Genomic DNA, 17,800 nt, shown 5'->3' with positions numbered 1-17,800 from the left:
CTTCGTTCTGCGACGGTAAAAGGGTTAGCATCGCATGACTGAAAACTCACCGGTTCCAGCCCTTTCGGTGCGCGAAAATTTTCGGCTCGACGACCGCATCCGCGGCGTGCCTCCCGGCACAACCGGGCTGGACAGCAGCCTTGTCGCGGCCGAGCACTGGCATCCGGCCGATGGACGCATGGCGCTTCCGGTGCTGACCCTCGACGAGGCGGCCTTCTCCGCCAATCGCGACCTGTTCCTGCGCTATGCGCGCGAACACAATGTTGCGATCGCTCCGCATGCCAAGACGCCGATGGCGCCCGATCTTACCCGGTCGCTGGTCGAGGCCGGCGCATGGGGCACGACGGTCGCCGACATCAGGCAAGCGACAGTGATGTTGAAGGCCGGCTTGACACGGCTGATCATCGCCAATGAGGTTGGAGGAGCCGGCGGCGCCAACCGGCTGGCCGTGCTTGCTGGTGCCTGGCCGGATGCCGAGCTCTATGTCTTTGCCGACTCGGTCGACGCCGTGAACGCCCTTGCCGAGGCTTGGCGCGCCAATGCGGCGCTGCCGCCGCTGCGCGTGCTGGTCGAACTTGGTGCGGGCAGGGCGGGCGCCCGCACCACCGCGCAAGCCGAGGCCATCGCCGATGCGATCACGGCTGCCGGCGGGCGGCTGCTGATCGCCGGCGTTGCGACCTATGAAGGGGCGGCGGCGCAACCCGAGCCCGGTCGCACCGATGAGGTGATATCCGGCCTGCTGGCAATGACCGCCGACATGTTCCTGCGGCTGCGTGCCCGCGTCGGCGGCGACGCACCGCTGATCGTCACAGCCGGCGGCTCCGCCTTCTTCGACCAGGTGGTCGCGGCGCTTGCACCCCTCGTTTCCAGCGACGGCAACGCAACGCTGGTGCTGCGCAGCGGCGCCATCTTCTTCCACGACCACGGCACCTATGACCGTTCGCTCGGCGCCCTCGATGCCCGCAAAGGTTTTGCCATAGGCGGCATCAGCGCTTCGGCGCGGCATTCCTTTCGCCCTGCGCTACGCCTTTGGGCCGAAGTGCTGTCGCGTCCGGAGCCGGGCCTTGTCATCTGCGGCATGGGCATGCGCGACGTGTCGTTCGACCAGGGCTTTCCAACGCCGCTCACCGTCTTTCGTGCCTGCAAGCCGCTGCCGATGCCGGCGGCGCGCGCCGAGGTGGTCAAGCTCAACGACCAGCATTCCTTCCTGTCGATTGCACCGAGCGACGACGTGGCCGTCGGCGACGTCGTCGAATTCGGCATCTCGCATCCCTGCACCTGCCTCGACCGTTATCGCGTGATCTTCGGCGTCGACGCGACCGGCCACGTCCGCCACGCTTTCCCCACCTGGTTCGGCTGACCAGATCCCCCAAAAAGAGAACCTCGAAAGGATCCGATATGATCAAGTATTTTCAGTCCGGCTCGCGCATGTCGCAGGCAGTCGTCTATGGCGGCCTCGTTCACATAGCCGGCCAAGTGGCCAACGATCGCAAGGCCGGCATCGAAGGCCAGACCAGCGACGTGCTTGCCAAAGTCGAGGCGCTGCTGGTCGAGGTCGGCAGCAGCAAGTCGAAGTTGGTGGCGGTCAACATCTTCCTGCCGCAGATCGGTGATTTCGAGGCCATGAACAGCATCTACGATGCCTGGATCGATCCTGCCCGCCTGCCGGCGCGGGCCTGCGTCGAGGCGCGGCTTGCCGACCCTGATCTGCGCATCGAAATCACCGCGGTCGCGGCGGTCTGACCATGCACACCGGCCTCGCCCACACGCTCGATTTCGACCGCGACGGCAAGACGCTCAGCCATCTAAGCATTCCGTTCTCGATCGATCGCTCGCCCTACTTTCAGGTCAAGGTGCCGATCTGCCTCATCCGCAATGGCGACGGCCCGTCACTGCTTTTGATGGCCGGCAATCACGGCGACGAATATGAGGGCGAGCTGTCGCTGGCAAAACTGGCGCGCCGGCTCGATCCGAAGCGGATCAAGGGCCGCATCACCATCATGCCGATGGCCAACGCCCCTGCGGTGATGGCCGCCAAGCGCTGCTCGCCGCTCGACGGCGGCAATCTCAACCGGGCGTTTCCCGGCGATCCCTCGGGAACGTCGACAAGCCGGCTCGCCAATTTCCTTGAGACGGAGCTGTTTCCTCGTCACGACGTCGTCTTCGATATCCATTCGGGCGGCACGTCGATGGAGCATCTGCCGACCGCGCTGGTCGAACGCAACGCCGATCCCGAGCGCCACCGGCGTGGCGTCGAGCTGATGCGCACGCTCGGCATGCCCTACGGCTTTATCGCTGACAACGGCCAGGCCTCGCCAACCTCGATGGGCGCAGCGCGCCGCGCCGGCGCCGTCGGCGTCAGCGGCGAGTTCGGCGGCGGTGGCACCGCAACGGTCGATTCGATGGCGATCACGGCCCGCGCGCTCGACCGTCTGATGATAGCAATGGGTGTGGTCGACGCGCCGGTTCTTGGCGCGGGCGAAAAGCCTTCGGCGCCGACAAGGCTGCTGTCCCTGTCCAGGCACAGCCAGGGCCTCTATGCCACCCGCCGCGGCTGGTTCGAGCCCGCCGCTAGGCTCGGCGACAGTGTCACTTCAGGACAATTGGCCGGCTGGTACCACGATCTCGAGCGGCTCGATGTTGCCGAGGAGGCCCTGCATTTCGCCGAAAGCGGCTTGGTGCTGTCGCGCCGGCTGCACACGATGTGTGAGGCGGGCGACTGCCTAATGCAGGTCGCAGAGCCGGTCGACGGCTGAGCCAAACCCGGATCAGGCAGAGGATATTCCATGCAGCAACTGTCCATGTGGACCTATCCCTGGGACATCCAGGATCTCGGCCTGGAGACGGTCGAACGTGATCTTGTCGGGCGCGCCGGGCTCAACATGATCAGCCTGGCGACATCCTATCATGCCGGGCGCTTCTTGCAGCCGCGCAGTCCGCGCCGCAAGGCCTATTTCCCTCAGGACGGCACCATCTATTTCAAGCCGACCGCAGCGCGCTGGGGAAGTCTAGCCATCCAGCCCAAGGTGGCTGACGTGATCACCGAGGGCGGCGACGTGCTCGGTCAGCTCATCCGCCGTCGCGACGCGGGCGGACTAGGCGTTTCGTGCTGGACGGTCTGCCTGCACAACACCCGCCTGGGCATGCTGCATCCGCAGGCCGTCACCCGCAACGCCTTCGGCGATGCCAATTACTACAATCTCTGCCCGTCCCATCCCGATGCGCGCGCCTATGTCCGCGCGCTGATCGCCGACATCTCGCACAGCTACCGGCCGGACCGGATAGAACTTGAAAGCCCGTCCTTCATGGGCTTTGCCCATGAATACCATCACGAGAAGGACGGTGTCGGGCTGACGCCGGAAGACGATTTTCTTTTGTCTCTGTGCTTCTGTCCGTCCTGCGTCGCCCGTGCGGCAAAAGCCGGCATCGATGCCGAGGCGGCGCGTAAGCTCACCAGGCAATGGATCGTCGAGACCTGCGAGCGTGCGGTGCCTGAGCGGCGCTTTCCCGATTTTCCCGCCTGCGGGCTCGACGCCTTTGCCCCATGGCCGGAACTCCATGCCTATCTCTTGTGGCGATTCGAGCCAGTGACCAGCCTGGTCGCCGAACTGCGCGAGGTAGCCGATCCCACGACGCGGGTCGTCATTATCGATCTGAAAGACGGCTGGCTTGGCGGTTGCGATCTGGCAGCGCTGGGCAAGGTCTGCGACGGGGCGATCCTGTGCGCCTACGACATGCAGGCCGGCGATGTCGCCAGCCTGATGGCGGCCGGCCGTGCGGCACTGGGCGCGGACAAATTCCTCGGCGCCGGCTACCGGCTGTTCTATCCGGAAATGGCCCGCCCCGACATCCTCGCGGCCAAGGTGAAGCCGGCGCTGGCGCCCGGTGTGGACGGCGTCAATTTCTACAATTACGGCCTCATTCCAGCCGCGCGGCTCGACTGGATCCGCGCTGTTCGGCAGTCTTGAGCCAGCCGGCCAATGCTCGTGGCCACGAGGCGTTGAGGCCGGATTCGGGCGCGAGCGCTGCCGGGTTAATCAAATCAGCGAAACCTGAAGCCATCCATGGTGTAATCCGGGTAGGCGTCCATCGTGTCGAATAGGTCGAACAGGTCAGGTGTGTCCGCCAATATTCCTGACAGAACCAGCACCGTGGCCACGCCGGCAGCAAGTCCGCCGGCGATGTCGTGTTCGACGCTGTCGCCGACGCAGACCACAGTGCTGCGGTCTGGATTGCCTGCCACCGCTAGCGCAGCGCCGAATATAGTGGGGTAAGGCTTGCCGATACGCGTGACGCTACCACCGAGGTCCTCGTAGAGATCCGCCAGCCGGCCGGCGCCGAAGCGCGGCCCCACTGCCGTTAGCATGATCTTGTCAGGGTTGGTGCAAAAGCATGGCACCTGCCGCACCGCAGCCGGCGCAAGAAGCCGGCGATAGTGCTCAAGATCGTAGCGGTCGCCCTCGCTGGCCGAAATCAGCACCAGCCCGGCATCGTCACCGTCCTTGGTCAATGCGAAGGGCAGACCTTCGATCGCCGAGCGGTCATCGTCGCGGCTTATCAACAGGCATTTCGTGTGTGGCAGTAGCTTTCCGGATACCGCCATGTCGTGGAAGAACTCCCACGCGACCTCGCCGGAAGAAACAAAATGGTCCCAGCTTCCCGGTTCGAAGCCGAGCTTTAGCAGCCGGCTCTCGTTGGGCCCCGCCCGCTTGCCGGAGTTCGAGATCAGCACAATGGTCTTGCCGGCGCGCTTCAGCGCCGACAGTGCTTCCACCGCCCCTGGATAGGGGCTGGCGCCGTCATGGAGCACGCCGAACTGATCGAGCAGGAAAAAATCATAGCGCTCGGCCAGCTGGTTGACGCCGTTGAGGTGTTCGACTGTTTTCGCGCTCATAGAAGCCCCGCCGCGCTTGCGCCCGTCAGCGCCAGCCGCGCCGTGCCGGCGGCGGCTTCGTGCGAAAGCGCCGGCAGGAAATCAACACCAAGTCTGCGCTGCCGGATCGCCGTCCAGGCGGCATTCGCCGCACCGCCGCCGACGCTTCTGACCGATGTCAGCCGCGGCGCGCCGAGCTCGGCGAGCCTGTCGTAGCCGAGTGCCTCGATCGCGGCGATACCCTCCAACATGGCTTTCAGATAGTCGGCGTCCTCCACCGGTCGCGGCACAAGACGCGGCGGCAGTGCCGGATCGGCGATCGGAAAGCGTTCGCCTGCAGTGGCAAGAGGATAGTAGTCGAGGCCGGTCTCGGTCATCGGGTCGATCGCCATGCTCAGCTCGACGATGCGCGCCAGAGGGAAATGTTGTGTCAGCACCTTGCCGCCGGAGTTCGATGCGCCGCCCGCCAGCCAGACATCTCCAAGCCGATGGCTGTAGATACCGAAGCGTGGCGCCGAGATAGGCCGGTCGGACAGGATCTTGACGGTCAACGACGACCCCAGCACGGTGACGCCGTCGCCTATTGCCGCAGCACCTGTCGCCAGGAACGAGGCGCAGCCATCGGTCGTTCCGGCGACGACGGCGATTTCGCGCGGTAAGCCGAACATATCCGCGGCATCCGCGGTTAGCTTGCCGACGACATCGCCCGGCCTGACGACGCCGGGCAGCAACTCCATGCGCATTTCGGTGGCCGCAATCCAGTCCGGCCAGCTGCGGGCCGTGATGTCGTAACCGGTTTTCAAGGCATTGTTCTCGTCGCTGACATCGAAGCGACCGGACAATTGTCCCGCGATCCAGTCCGCCTGATGCAGCACCGCGGCAACACCGGGCGTGCGCTGGAACCAGAGCGCCTTGGCGAGACCGGACGTCGCCCCAAGTGCGGCACTGGTCGCTGGGGCTTCGCGAGCGATCGCGACCAGAATGGCGTTGTCGGCGACCGTATCGTTGTACATCAGCGGCTCGGCCAGCGGCCGCCCGGCGCCGTCGACCGGCAGCAACGTACCTGAAGTGCCGTCAACAGCGATCGACCGGACCGCTGTTCGGTCGATGCCCGAAAGCAGTTCCGCCAGCGCTGCGCCGACCGCTGACCACCACACTGCAGGGTCGCGGGCATTCCGGCCAAACAACTCGAGCGAAACGGCGGAACGCGCGGCAATGGAAAAATCCGGACGCATGGCGACCGCGCGCGCGCCGGACGTGCCGATGTCGATGCCTATGGCAAGCGGCGTGTCAGCGGCTGGCGGCATTGAGTTTCTGGCGATACTTCTCGGCGTCCCAGTTGACCAGTTCATCGTTCTCGGCGGCGGTGAGGTAGTTCAGTCGCGCTGCAATGTCGATGCGTGCCGTCACGTCGGCAAGGCAGCGTTGCATGGCGTCGGCGCCCGCACTGGCATCGCCGCGCATCAGCACGCCCAGCCCGGGAAACAGGATCGCCACGGGGTTTGCACCGCACCGCTCGATGACGCGCGGCACATCCTCACCGGGCTTTGCCACCACCGACCCCCGACCCAGAAAGATGACGTGATCGGGGTAGAGGCTGCCCCCGGACGCCATGCGGCGGCTTTCGGGATCGATGGCGACCGCGTGCGCCTCGATTTCCGCCGGCAGCCTGTAACCGGTTTTCCCGGCCAGCGCCGCCAATCCCGCAACATCCGGTTCCGCCACTTGGCGCGCCGGCCGCGCCAGAAGCAGCGTGACGCGGCGCAGCAGCACTTCGGCCTCGGCGACGGTATCGGCCGCGACGACCAGCCCGTGATTGGCAAGGATCAGCACGTCGACCCCAGCCTGAAGCCGCTCGGCAATACCCTGGGCAAGCGGCAGGCCTGGCCGGAAATAAGGAACATACGCCCATTTGAGACCATCAAGGCGTCTGGCGGCTTCCACCTCGCAATTGGCCTGTACCGCCAGCGAAATGGTTTCGACGCAATGGACATGCAGGACGACGCGCTGCGGCATCAGCGCGTGAACGGTGGTTTCAATCGAAGGGCGCAGGCGCCGGGCGTTGAGCGTCTCGATGGCGAAGATCTGCGGCTGGTCGGCGGCGCTGTCGCGCTGTTCGACAGCCCTGAGCAGCGGCGCCATCGCCACCGGCACCATGATGTCTTCGGAGAGCGCATCCTTCAGCCATGTGCCGGAAGCCTTGATCCACAGCGTGTCGCCGGCTTTCAGCGAGGTGTTGCCGCCGGCGGCCTGGGTCAGGTTTGGGCTGCGCCCGATGCTGGCCGAAAGCGCCCGCAAGGCAGCCATTTCCTGCGCATCCGCATAGGTCGCCATGGCGCATTTCCTCTATCAGCCCCGCCAGCCTCGCAGCTTCGGATACCCGTCGTGGGATGTTGATGTGTATCGCAGATGCGAGCGACTTACGTCAATAGTGATCTAATGTCATCAAAGGTTCTTGCAATCGGAAAGATGTTGAGTAAGTTACGTCAAATGCCGTGGCAAAAACGGCTTCCGGGAGGAAAACGATTGAGCGACTCCGGCCGCCAGCGTCAGATCGTCGAGTTGCTGCGGGATCGCCCCTTCGCGTCGGTGCGCGAACTGCAGGAGCAGCTCGGCGTGTCGGCGGCGACGGTGCGGCGCGACATCGACAAGATCGACGAGGCCGGTGAAGCACGGAAGGTCTATGGCGGCGTCTCGGCGCTCGACGGCGCTTCACAGGCGGGTGTTGCCTATGCCAGGCCCTATGACGAGAACCGCGACCTCGCGGTCGAGGCCAAGCGGCAGATCGCCGCTCTCGCGGCCACGATGGTGCGCGACGGCGATGCGGTCATCGTGCATGGCGGTTCGACCTGCTTCCACCTTGGGGTCAAGCTGGCTGAGCGCAGCATCCGTCTCTATACCAATTCGATGCCGCTCGCTGCCTATCTGAGCGACCACGGCCATTGCAGCCTGACCGTTGCCGGCGGCGATCTGCATCGTGAGCCGGGCATCATCCATTCACCGACCCAGGCGGAGCCGTTCTACGCATCGAAGTTCTTTCTCGGCGCGCAAGGCCTTGGCCAGGAGGGCGTGCTGGAATCGCACCCGCTGCTGGTCCGCTCCATCGCCGATCTCAGCCTGTGTGCCGACCAGATCGTGGTGCTGGCCGACAGCCGCAAACTGTCGATCCACGCCCGTAACATCGCGCTGCCCTTGTCGCGCATCGGCACGCTGGTGACCGATGACGGCCTGTCCGACGTTGACGCGCGCATGCTGGAAGACGCGGGCGTCATGGTGCGCATCGCTTCGGCTTCGGGAACCATCCAGTGAAGATGGCCGTCCTCGATTTCGGCAAGACCAATTCGAAGCTGTTCGTCTTCGCTCAGGACGGGCGCATCGTCGACGAGCGCCGGACCCGGCCGAACTGGATGCGCAAAGATGGCTTCAGCGTGCTTGATGAGGCAGCACTTCACAATTGGGCGGTTCGCGCCGTAAGCGAGGCCACCGACGTCCATGGCGTAGAGGGCGTGATGGTGTCGGGCCATGGCTGCACCTTTGCCCTGGTCGACGAGGCGGCGCTGACGCATCCGATACTCGACTACGAGCAAGAGCCGCCGGCTGATATTGCCGCGCAAATAGATCGCCTCGTTCCGGATTTCACCGAGACCTTCTCGCCGCGATTGCCGCTCGGCTTCAACTACGGTCGCCACATGCTGTGGCTACAGGCGGTGCAACCCGGTGCATTCACGGCCGCGAAATCGATCCTCGGCTATCCACAATACTGGAGCTGGCGGTTTGGCGGCCGGGCGGTCTCGGAAGTGTCCTATCTCGGCTGCCACTCGCATTTATGGGCGCCGCGCAAGCGCGACTTCAGTTCGCTGGTCGATATTGAGGGCTGGCGCGACCGGATGCCCGCTTTCGAGCGGGCGGGCTCGGTTGTCGGCGAGCAACGCCTCGGCGACACGAAGCGGCGGATCGCCATCCACAATGGTGTCCATGACAGCAATGCCGCGCTCCATGCCTATCGCCGGCAGGAGCTTGGCCCGGTCACCGTCGTCTCGACCGGCACCTGGGTCGTCGTGCTTAATCCGGATTGCCTGCTCGACGCGCTCGATGGCCAGCGCGACATGCTGGTCAATGTCGATATCGACGGCGGCCCTGTGCCGACCATCCGCTTCATGGGCGGGCGCGAATTCGCCACGATCAGCGACGGCTGGCAAGGCGCGATAGCGCCGGCGGCAGTGCAGCGGGTGATCAACGCCGGCAGCATGGCGCTGCCGAGCTTCGCGCCGGGCGGACCAATGCCCGGCCGCGCCGGCAAATTGGTCGGCCGCATGCCAAGCGCCGAGGAACGCGCAGCCGTGGCGCTGCTCTACGTCGCGCTGATGGTCGACCTCTGCCTCGACCAGATCCATTCGGACAACACCGTGATCGTCGATGGCGGACTGAACGCTGGCGGCCTGCTCGCCGGGCTAGTGGCGCAACTGCGTCCCAGCCAGGCCTTCCTGCAAGGGGCCACACTGGAGGGCAGCGCCACCGGGGCGGCGGCGCTGGCCTTCGAGACCGTCGGCCGCGAATTTGCCGCGGAAGTGCCGGAGCCCGTGCGTGCCGCAAGCTTCACCGGACTTGCCCGATATCGCGACACATGGCGTGGCCTCATCGGCGAGCAGGGCATCCCCCGCGCGGCAGCGGGAGGCGCACGGTGATTGTCGCTGCTCAGGCCGAAGTCACGCGCCAGCCAGTGCTGGAAATGCGGCACATCTCGAAGACGTTCGGGCCAGTCCGCGCCTTGCAGGACGTGTCGCTGACCGTCCATGCCGGCGAAGTCCATGCGCTGATGGGTGAAAACGGTGCTGGCAAGTCGACTTTGATGAAGGTGCTGTCCGGCGCCTATCGGCCTGATGCCGGCGGCGAGATACTGATCGACGGCGTGCCGGTCGCCACCGGCGACCCGATCAAGGCGCGGGCTCACGGCATTGCGGTTATCTATCAGGAACTGTCGCTGGCGCCCAACCTGACGGTCGCGCAGAACATCTTCCTCGGCAATGAGCCGAGGCGTTTCGGCATCGTCGACCGCGACCAATGCTACCGGCGCAGCAATGAGATCATCAAGCGTCTCGGCGTGTCCTTCTCCGCACGGGCTCAGGTTTCCAGCCTGTCGCTCGGCGAGCGTCAGCTGGTCGAAATCGCCCGCGCGCTTTCGACCAGCGCGCGCATCATCGTCATGGACGAGCCAACCACCTCGCTGACCTCGCGCGAGACCGACCGTCTCTTCGAGGTCATCGCGACGCTGAAGTCGCAAGGCATCGCCATCATCTACATCAGCCACCGCATGGAAGAGGTCTACCAGTTGGCCGACCGTGTCAGCGTGCTGCGCGACAGCGGCTATGTCGGCACACTCGAGCGTGCCGAGCTGAACGCCTCGCGCCTCGTCTCGATGATGGTTGGCCGCGACCTGTCCGCTTTTTACAGGAAGGATCATCGCCCGCCGGACAACAAGCGCGCGGTCGCCTTGTCGGTGCGCGGCATGGCGGACGGCAATCTCCTGAAGAACTGCTCCTTCGAACTGTACAAGGGCGAGGTGCTGGCTCTGGCTGGCCTTGTCGGCTCGGGCCGCACCGAACTCGCGCGACTGATCTTCGGTGCCGACAGACGCATCGCCGGCACGCTGGAACTCGACGGCAAGCCCGTAACCATCGGCTCGCCAAGCGAGGCACTGAATGCCGGCATCGCCTATCTCACCGAAGACCGCAAGGAGCTCGGCCTCTTTCTCGACATGTCGATCTCCGACAACATCAGCATGGGCGTGCTGGCCAGGGATGCGCGGCCCGGCGGCTTGCGCGATTTCAAAGCCGCCGAGAGACGTGCTGCCACTGCCGTTTCGGATCTCTCCATCCGCACCAGGTCGGTACAGGCCAATGCCGGTTCGCTGTCGGGCGGCAACCAGCAGAAAGTGTTGCTTGCCCGCCTGCTCGAGACCGAGCCGCAAGTGGTCATCCTGGATGAACCGACGCGCGGCGTCGATGTCGGAGCGAAGTCGGAAATCTACCGGCTGATCGACAATCTCGCCAAAAAGGGCATCGCCATCCTGATGATCTCCAGCGAACTGCCGGAGGTGATCGGCGTTGCCGACCGCGTGCTGGTAATGCGCGACGGCACGATTGCCGGCGAGGTTACGGCGTCCAAAGACCAGCCGCTGCGCCAGGAAGCAATCATGGAACTTGCAACGGGAGCGGCCAAGGGATGACCGACAAGGCGACCGAGATCAGTGGCCAGGTTGTCGGCAGGAGCCGGCGGTTGCGCACCGCCTTCGCCGCCCTTGGCATGCTGCCGATCCTGATCCTGCTGGCGGTCGGCTTTCAGTTGATGAACGCGCGCTTCTTCACCCAGACCAATTTGCTGATCGTCATGCAGCAATCGTCGATCAACATTGTGCTGGCAGCGGGCATGACCTTCGTCATCCTGACCGGCGGGATCGACCTGTCCGTCGGCTCGATACTTGCCGCCTCGGCGATGGTGGCGGTGATGGTGTCGCTGGTGCCTGATTGGGGACTGCTGGGCGTGCCGGCGGCCATTCTCGTCGGCCTCGGCTTCGGCGTCATCAACGGGCTGCTGATCGCCTATATCAGACTGCCGCCCTTCATCGTCACGCTGGGGTCGCTGACCGCTGTGCGCGGCGTCGCCCGCCTGCTCGGCCAGGACACCACGGTGTTCAACTCGGACCTGCCGTTCGACTTCATCGGCAACGGTACGCTGTTCGGCGTTCCCTGGCTGGTCATCATCGCCTTGTCGGTCGTGGTGCTGTCCTGGCTGGTGCTCAAGCGCACCGTGCTCGGCACCTGGATCTATGCCGTTGGCGGCAATGCCGAAGCGGCGCGGCTGACCGGCATCAAGGTGCCGCTGGTGCTGCTCTTTGTCTATGGCGTTTCCGGCCTGCTGGCCGGCCTTGGCGGCGCCATGTCAGCGGCCCGGCTCTATGCGGCCAACGGGCTGCAGCTCGGCCAGTCCTACGAGTTGGATGCCATCGCCGCGGTCATTCTCGGCGGCACCAGCTTCGTCGGCGGCGTCGGCTCGATCTGGGGCACGCTGATCGGCGGCCTGATCATAGCGGTGCTCTCCAACGGGCTCATCTTGGCCGGTGTCTCGGACATCTGGCAGTACATCATCAAGGGATTGGTCATCATCGTGGCAGTCGCCCTCGACCGCTACAGGCTCCAGGCAGGAGCGAGAACGTGATTGACCTTGGTCGCCGGCGTAAACGACCGGTTTGTGTAACGCACCGTGAGAGGCGCGGGGCAATTGGAGGAAAGCAATGAAGACCATCGCTAAACTGCTCTGCGGCGTCGCACTCGCGGCCGCCGCCATCGCGCCCGCATCGGCCAAGGACCTCAACAAGGTCGGCATCTCGGTCGGCCTGCTCGGCAACCCCTTCTTCGTCGCCACCATCAAGGGCATCGAGGACGCAGCCAAGAAGATCAACCCAAAGGTCGAGGTAACATCAGTGTCGGCCGACTACGACCTCAACAAGCAGGTCTCTCAGGTCAATTCCTTCATCGCCGCCGGGGTCGACGTGATCATGCTCAATGCGGTCGATGCCAAGGCGATCGGCCCGGCGGTGAAGAAGGCGCAAGCAGCGGGCATCGTCGTTGCCGCCTTCGACGTCTCGGCGCCAGGCGCCGACGTCACCGTGATGACCAACAACGTCAAGGCCGGCGAAGAGGCCTGCCAGTATCTGGTCGACCACACCGGCGGCAAGGGCGACTACGTTATCCTCAACGGCCCGGCGTCGTCGTCGATCCTGGAGCGGGTGAAGGGCTGCAAAGACGTCCTTGCAAAACACCCCGACATCAAGATCCTCTCCGACGACCAGAATGCCGAAGGCTCGCGCGACGGCGGTCTGAAGGTCTTCCAGTCGCTGCTCACCCGCTTCGACAAGATCGATGCGGTGTTTGCCATCAACGATCCGACGGCGATCGGCGCCCAGCTTGCGGCCAAGCAGCTCAATCGCTCGGAGTTCATCTTCACCGCAGTGGATGGCGCTCCCGATATCGAGAAGGAACTCGCTTCCGGCACCTCGATGATCAAGGCCTCGGCTTCGCAGGATCCCTACGTGATGGCTGGCCAGTCGCTGACGATGGCGGCTGAGCTGCTTGCCGGCAAGAAGCCGGCGGAGCCGACCGTGCTGCTCGACCCGAAGCTGATCACGGCCGAGAACCTGAAAGACTACAAGGGCTGGACCGCAGCCCGCTAAGCCTCCCAAGGCCGATGCGGCCGGGGCAACCCGGCCGCATCTCAATTCAGAAACGGGAGACGATCATGTCGCGCATCGGTATTCATTCCTTCGTCTGGTCGGCGAGCTCGGCGCAAGGCGACCTCGAACGCACGCTGGCCAACACCAAGGAGGCCGGTTTCGACCTGATCGAGTTCTCCTATCTTGACCCGGCCAATGTCGACGTTGGCGGGTTGGCCAGGCGAATCGCCGACCTCAAGCTCGGCGTCGCGATCAGCATCGGCCTGCCGGCCGACGGCGACATTTCGAGTGCGGACAAGGCGGTTGCCGCGCGCGGCGTCGAGATCCTCAACGAGACGATCGCGCTCACCCGCGATCTCGGCGGCCAGAAAATTGGCGGCATCCTCAGTACCAGCCACGGCTTGCAGACGCAGGCGCCGACGCGCGATCAGTGGAACCGCAGCGCGGGGACACTTGCGAAGGTTGCGGAGACGGCCAAGGCCGCCGGCGTCACGCTCAATCTGGAGATCGTCAACCGCTTCGAAAGCAATCTTCTCAACACCGCTTCACAAGGCCTGGCCTTCATCGCGGACACCGGCTCCGACAACATCTTCCTGCATCTCGATACCTTCCACATGAACATCGAGGAGGCCGATGTCGGACTGGCTATCCGCCATGCCTCTGACAAGATCGGTTATGTCCATATCGGCGAGAGCCATCGCGGTTTCCTCGGCACCGGCAATATCGACTTTGCCGCCATCTTCGATGCGCTGACCGCAATCGGCTATAGGGACGACCTCAGCTTTGAATCCTTCTCGTCGAAGATCGTCGACGAGAACCTGTCACGGAAGACCGCGATCTGGCGCAATCTGTGGGCCGACAATATGGAACTGGCCCGGCATGCGCGCGCCTTCATCTCAATCGGGCTGGAGACGGCGCAGCGCAAGGCAGAGCTTGTCGCATCGAGACATCGTCCTTAGCAGGAGCGCGCTGCCAAAGCGCGCCAATGTAGTCGTTCACCCGGCCCGCGCCTTACGTGCAAGGAATCGACGTCGGAGGCGCTGAGTGTGGCGGAGGCAGTCGAGCGGGGTGACGCTGACGAGAGCTTTCTGATTTTGGCCACGAAACGCAATAAAATCAACATTTTCATACGCCCTCCGGGGCCATCCAATCTCCATACTGGACGGGGATGACGTTTGACACAGCGCGGCGGAAAGAAGCAGGATAGCTGATAGAGTCGACATCGCATAATGATGTCACTATATAGCGGCGGCTTCGACCGCGTAGCTGTGGCGGTGTACCACGAAGCAGCAGAAAATGTGTTACGCGTTGTGATCCCTATTGTGATACAAATCGGCCGTCGACAGCAGGAAAAGATCGTAAGAACAACAGCATAGAGCCGAAGCCGATCCCGGCCAACGTACCACTCTATCAAACAATCAGAACGTGCTCATTGAACCCTTCCCTTCATTCGGCTCTTCGGACCTCCGACAAGATCAACTTGCCGGGCGAAGCCGACTCGGTTCGAATGGCAGCATGCATCCTTTACCGGGTGCGGACGTTTACGGTTACCAACCGGCATAGCCGCCAGGGAAAAGCAGTATGAGTGAACATGCGATCGAGTTCTTGCGCGGATGGATCGGTGAAAAGGTCCACTGCCAGCACTCGCCGGTAAAGATCGAGAAGCAGGCCGAGACCCTCGCCAAGGAGTGCGCGGCCAAGGCCGCTGAGGTCGGCATTCCGCTGGAAGATATCCAGGAAGAAGTCGGCGACATCCAGGAACTGATCGCATCGCGGCTCGAAGAGGCGGCCGAGGCCGACCAGAGCAACGCGGCCAAGCCGTGACGCAACAGGCCTGGCGCCGCCAGGCCTTGTCCTCTATCCAAATCGATCTTTCAGCCAGGCCTTCGGCAGCGCCGGCACGAAATTGCCGTCGCGTCCGCTCATATCCTCATTGGCGACCATTGCATTGAGGATCGCCTCCTCTACGCTTTGCACCACCGCATCGAAGAACGGATCGATATCGACGTCCGGGATGTAAGCGGCGTTTGCGGTTCGTCCCGACGGTGCAAGTGCTGCTTGCGGATTGGCGGTGGTGAAGGCCAGAAAAATGTCGCCCGAACTGTGGTAGCCGAAGCCGCCTGTCATGGCGATGCCGAGCGGCACGCGCTTTGCCAGCCGCTTCATCTGGTGCGGCAGAAATGGCGCATCGGTGGCGACGATGGCGATGATCGAGCCCTTTTCGGCACGCGGCGTGCCTTCGCGCATCGCCGGCTCTACCAGATCGGGCCCGACGCGGGCGCCGCGCAGTGTGAAATTGCGCCGCTTGCCGAAATTCGCCTGCACGAATACGCCGACCGTATGCCTGATGCCCTGCCACTCGATGATGCGCGATGCCGTGCCCGAGCCGGCCTTGAAGCCAAAGGCAATCATGCCGGTGCCACCGCCGACACTGCCTTCCTCGATCGCTCCACCGGCGGCACCGTCGAGCGCGGCTTCGACATCTTCGAAGCCGACGTGATGACCGTTGATGTCGTTGAGGAAACCATCATAGGTCTCCGCCGCAACCGGCAGGCCCCAGCCGCTGTCGAGCGCCGCCGGCAGCACGCGTTGCATCCAACGCAGCGTGCCGTCGCGGGTGACGCCGCAGGAATGCGTGTTGGTGATCGTGACCGGCAGGTTGAAGGCGCCGACTTCCTCGATAATGTGCGACCCCGTCAACTCGCCATTGCCGTTCTGGCTGAAGACACCGGCAAACACCGGCGTGGCGAGCTCAGCCAACGGCCGCGGCAGGATGGCGGTGACGCCGGTGCGCACCGGCCCCGTGCCAACCTCGAGCAGACCCTCGCCGGAAATCAGCGTCGCATAGCCGACCGATACGCCGGGCACATCGGTGATGGCGTTGAAGCCGCCCGGCGTGCCCTCGAAGGCAATGCCGAAAGCACGGGCGCGCGGCTTGCCCGCCGGCGTTTGAAGATGCGGGTCATGTCCGGTCATGCGGTCCTCTAAAAAAGCGAGCCCTGATTGCCCGGTTCTTTCGGTTTGCTGGCCGTCGGCTTTGCGGCGGGTTTGCTGGCGGGCGGCGTGGCCGCTGGTTTGGCAACGGCCTGCACCCGCTCGGCGTCGCCGGTCGCGACTGCATTTACGATGCCGTCGGCGAACTCCAGCTGCAGGCCAGCGCCCGGCGCCACATCAACTGCCAGTTTGATCACCGCGCCGTCGGCATCCTTGACCAGCGCGAAGCCGCGGGCCAGCACAGCCTTGTGCGACAGCGTTGCCATCAGCCTCTCGGATTGGACGATGCGGCCGCGCAGTCGCTCCAGCCTGAGCAGTACCGCTTGCGTGCCGCGTTTCGTCAAAGCTGTCAGCAGATCCCTCTGCACGGTTTGCCGCCGTGCCGTTGGCTCGATCGTAATGCGGCCTTGCAGCAAAGCCAGTTGCTGCCTGTGCCGTTGCAGGGATGCTTTTGCGCATTTTGGCAGTTGATCCGCTGCGCGATTGAGTTCCGCGCGCCGGGCTCTCGCCAATGCGCGCAGCGCCCCCTGGGCGCGCAAAAGGTTGCGGTCGTTGGTTCGTCGCGCCTCGGCAATCCGCCGCGACAGCGTTGCCGGAGTGAGCTTCACGGCGAAGAACCGAGCTCGCTTTCTTTCGGTGGAGACCATCAGCCCCCGGCTAAGCCGGCTGGCCGCCTCGTCCAGCCGCCGTCGCGGCAGCGCCAGCAACTGGTCGGGTGAGGGCAGTGCCCGGGCCGCCGCACGCGAGGCCTGCCGCTTGCGTTCGAAATTGCGCAAGGTGGCTGCTTTGAGACGTGCGCCAAGACTGGCTAGTGTCGCTTCGAGGTCCGCTTTCACCGGCACCGCGATCTCCGCCGCACCTGTCGGCGTCGGTGCGCGCATGTCGGCGACGAGGTCGATCAAGGTCCAGTCGGTCTCGTGCCCGACGGCCGAAATCACCGGAATGCGCGAGGCGGCGACGGCGCGCGCCAGCCCTTCATCGTTGAACCCCCAGAGGTCCTCGAGGCTGCCGCCGCCGCGCGCCACGATCAGAAGGTCGGGCTGGGCAATCGCGCCATCCCAGGCCAGCGCGTTGAAGCCGTTGACGGCGGCCGTCACTTCCGCCCCCGCCGTCTCGCCCTGGACTCTTACCGGCCAGACCAGCACATGCAGAGGAAAGCGGTCCTTGATGCGATGGATGATGTCACGGATCACCGATCCGGTCGGCGAGGTGACGACGCCGATGGTGCGCGGCATGAACGGCAGCCGCCGCTTGCGGCCGGCATCGAAAAGTCCTTCGGCCTGCAGTCGCCGCTTGCGCTCTTCCAAAAGCGCCATCAGCGCCCCGGCGCCGGCGGGTTCTAGATTGTCGATGACGATCTGGTAGTTGGATTTGCCGGGATAGGTGGTGAGTTTGCCGGTGGCGATCACCTCCATCCCCTCTTCGGGACGGAATTTCAGCCGGCTCATCGTGCCTTTCCAGACCACGGCATCGAGCCGCGCGCGGTCGTCCTTCAGGGTGAAATAGGCATGGCCGGAAGAGTGCGGCCCGCGATAGCCGGAAATTTCGCCGCGCACCCGCACATGGCCGAAGACATCCTCGACCGTGCGCTTCAGCGCGCCGGAAATCTCGCTCACCGTGTATTCGGTGGCATTGGTTCGTGATTCGGATTCTGCGTCGCTCATCGGCCGATTGAGCGGCTGTTGTCGCTCCGCGTCAAGATT

The 17,800-nt window shown here is 64.4% G+C and carries 16 protein-coding genes; 11 read left to right on the top strand and 5 right to left on the bottom strand.

Annotated elements, in window-relative coordinates; translation table 11 throughout:
- Positions 1–34 precede the first annotated feature (34 nt).
- The 4 genes from ACYG9Y_RS20690 to ACYG9Y_RS20675 are packed head-to-tail and all read left to right on the top strand — an operon-like array spanning position 35 to position 3,968.
- The gene (locus ACYG9Y_RS20690; protein WP_023686803.1) at positions 35–1,360 is read left to right on the top strand and encodes an alanine racemase; all 1,326 of its coding nucleotides are present in this window, start codon (positions 35–37) and stop codon (positions 1,358–1,360) included.
- A 38-nt stretch (positions 1,361–1,398) separates the two neighbouring features.
- The gene (locus ACYG9Y_RS20685) at positions 1,399–1,743 is read left to right on the top strand and encodes a RidA family protein (protein WP_023686804.1); all 345 of its coding nucleotides are present in this window, start codon (positions 1,399–1,401) and stop codon (positions 1,741–1,743) included.
- Between the two features lie 2 nt (positions 1,744–1,745).
- Positions 1,746–2,756, top strand: coding sequence for a succinylglutamate desuccinylase/aspartoacylase family protein (locus tag ACYG9Y_RS20680; protein WP_023738255.1), 1,011 nt, complete (start codon positions 1,746–1,748; stop codon positions 2,754–2,756).
- Between the two features lie 30 nt (positions 2,757–2,786).
- Entirely contained in the window at positions 2,787–3,968 is a 1,182-nt protein-coding gene (locus ACYG9Y_RS20675; RefSeq protein WP_031253328.1) for a hypothetical protein, read from the top strand.
- Between the two features lie 74 nt (positions 3,969–4,042).
- Here ACYG9Y_RS20675 and ACYG9Y_RS20670 read toward each other — a convergent pair whose 3' ends face one another.
- The 3 genes from ACYG9Y_RS20670 to ACYG9Y_RS20660 are packed head-to-tail and all read right to left on the bottom strand — an operon-like array spanning position 4,043 to position 7,207.
- The gene (locus ACYG9Y_RS20670) at positions 4,043–4,894 is read right to left on the bottom strand and encodes a TIGR01459 family HAD-type hydrolase (protein WP_023738257.1); all 852 of its coding nucleotides are present in this window, start codon (positions 4,892–4,894) and stop codon (positions 4,043–4,045) included.
- Positions 4,891–6,180 carry an FGGY-family carbohydrate kinase gene (locus ACYG9Y_RS20665; RefSeq protein WP_031245854.1) on the bottom strand — a complete coding sequence of 430 codons (1,290 nt, stop codon included), beginning with the start codon at positions 6,178–6,180 and terminating at the stop codon, positions 4,891–4,893. Before ACYG9Y_RS20665 ends, ACYG9Y_RS20670 begins: the two co-directional genes overlap by 4 nt.
- Positions 6,164–7,207 carry a class II aldolase/adducin family protein gene (locus ACYG9Y_RS20660; protein WP_023738259.1) on the bottom strand — a complete coding sequence of 348 codons (1,044 nt, stop codon included), beginning with the start codon at positions 7,205–7,207 and terminating at the stop codon, positions 6,164–6,166. Before ACYG9Y_RS20660 ends, ACYG9Y_RS20665 begins: the two co-directional genes overlap by 17 nt.
- Before the next feature lie 192 nt (positions 7,208–7,399).
- On the opposite strand from ACYG9Y_RS20660, the gene ACYG9Y_RS20655 reads away from it, so the two are divergent.
- The 7 genes from ACYG9Y_RS20655 (at position 7,400) to ACYG9Y_RS20625 (ending at position 14,927) form a co-directional block, all read left to right on the top strand.
- On the top strand, positions 7,400–8,182 hold the full coding sequence (locus ACYG9Y_RS20655; protein WP_023738260.1) for a DeoR/GlpR family DNA-binding transcription regulator: 783 nt from the start codon (positions 7,400–7,402) through the stop codon (positions 8,180–8,182).
- Entirely contained in the window at positions 8,179–9,558 is a 1,380-nt protein-coding gene (locus tag ACYG9Y_RS20650; RefSeq protein ID WP_023704481.1) for an FGGY-family carbohydrate kinase, read from the top strand. The genes ACYG9Y_RS20655 and ACYG9Y_RS20650 overlap by 4 nt, the downstream gene beginning before the upstream one ends.
- 44 nt (positions 9,559–9,602) lie before the next feature.
- A complete protein-coding gene (locus tag ACYG9Y_RS20645; RefSeq protein WP_050588083.1) occupies positions 9,603–11,099 on the top strand; it encodes a sugar ABC transporter ATP-binding protein in 1,497 nt (498 codons plus the stop codon).
- The gene (locus ACYG9Y_RS20640) at positions 11,096–12,088 is read left to right on the top strand and encodes an ABC transporter permease subunit (RefSeq protein ID WP_023738261.1); all 993 of its coding nucleotides are present in this window, start codon (positions 11,096–11,098) and stop codon (positions 12,086–12,088) included. Before ACYG9Y_RS20645 ends, ACYG9Y_RS20640 begins: the two co-directional genes overlap by 4 nt.
- 76 nt (positions 12,089–12,164) lie before the next feature.
- The gene (locus ACYG9Y_RS20635; RefSeq protein WP_460223139.1) at positions 12,165–13,103 is read left to right on the top strand and encodes an ABC transporter substrate-binding protein; all 939 of its coding nucleotides are present in this window, start codon (positions 12,165–12,167) and stop codon (positions 13,101–13,103) included.
- 65 nt (positions 13,104–13,168) lie between these two features.
- Positions 13,169–14,062 (top strand): sugar phosphate isomerase/epimerase family protein, encoded by an 894-nt coding sequence (locus ACYG9Y_RS20630; protein ID WP_023738262.1) that lies wholly within the window; start codon positions 13,169–13,171, stop codon positions 14,060–14,062.
- Between the two features lie 622 nt (positions 14,063–14,684).
- Complete coding sequence (locus ACYG9Y_RS20625; protein WP_023670565.1) at positions 14,685–14,927, top strand: DUF768 domain-containing protein; 243 nt, start codon at positions 14,685–14,687, stop codon at positions 14,925–14,927.
- A gap of 33 nt (positions 14,928–14,960) precedes the next feature.
- Here ACYG9Y_RS20625 and ACYG9Y_RS20620 read toward each other — a convergent pair whose 3' ends face one another.
- Together ACYG9Y_RS20620 and xseA are read right to left on the bottom strand one after the other, a co-directional pair.
- Entirely contained in the window at positions 14,961–16,079 is a 1,119-nt protein-coding gene (locus tag ACYG9Y_RS20620; protein WP_023738263.1) for a DmpA family aminopeptidase, read from the bottom strand.
- 8 nt (positions 16,080–16,087) lie between these two features.
- A complete protein-coding gene (xseA, locus tag ACYG9Y_RS20615; protein ID WP_023738264.1) occupies positions 16,088–17,761 on the bottom strand; it encodes an exodeoxyribonuclease VII large subunit in 1,674 nt (557 codons plus the stop codon).
- Positions 17,762–17,800 lie beyond the last annotated feature (39 nt).

Source organism: Mesorhizobium sp. W050 (assembly GCF_054719535.1).
The sequence above is the reverse complement of the archived record's forward strand: the minus strand, read 5'-3'. Positions and strand labels throughout refer to the sequence as shown.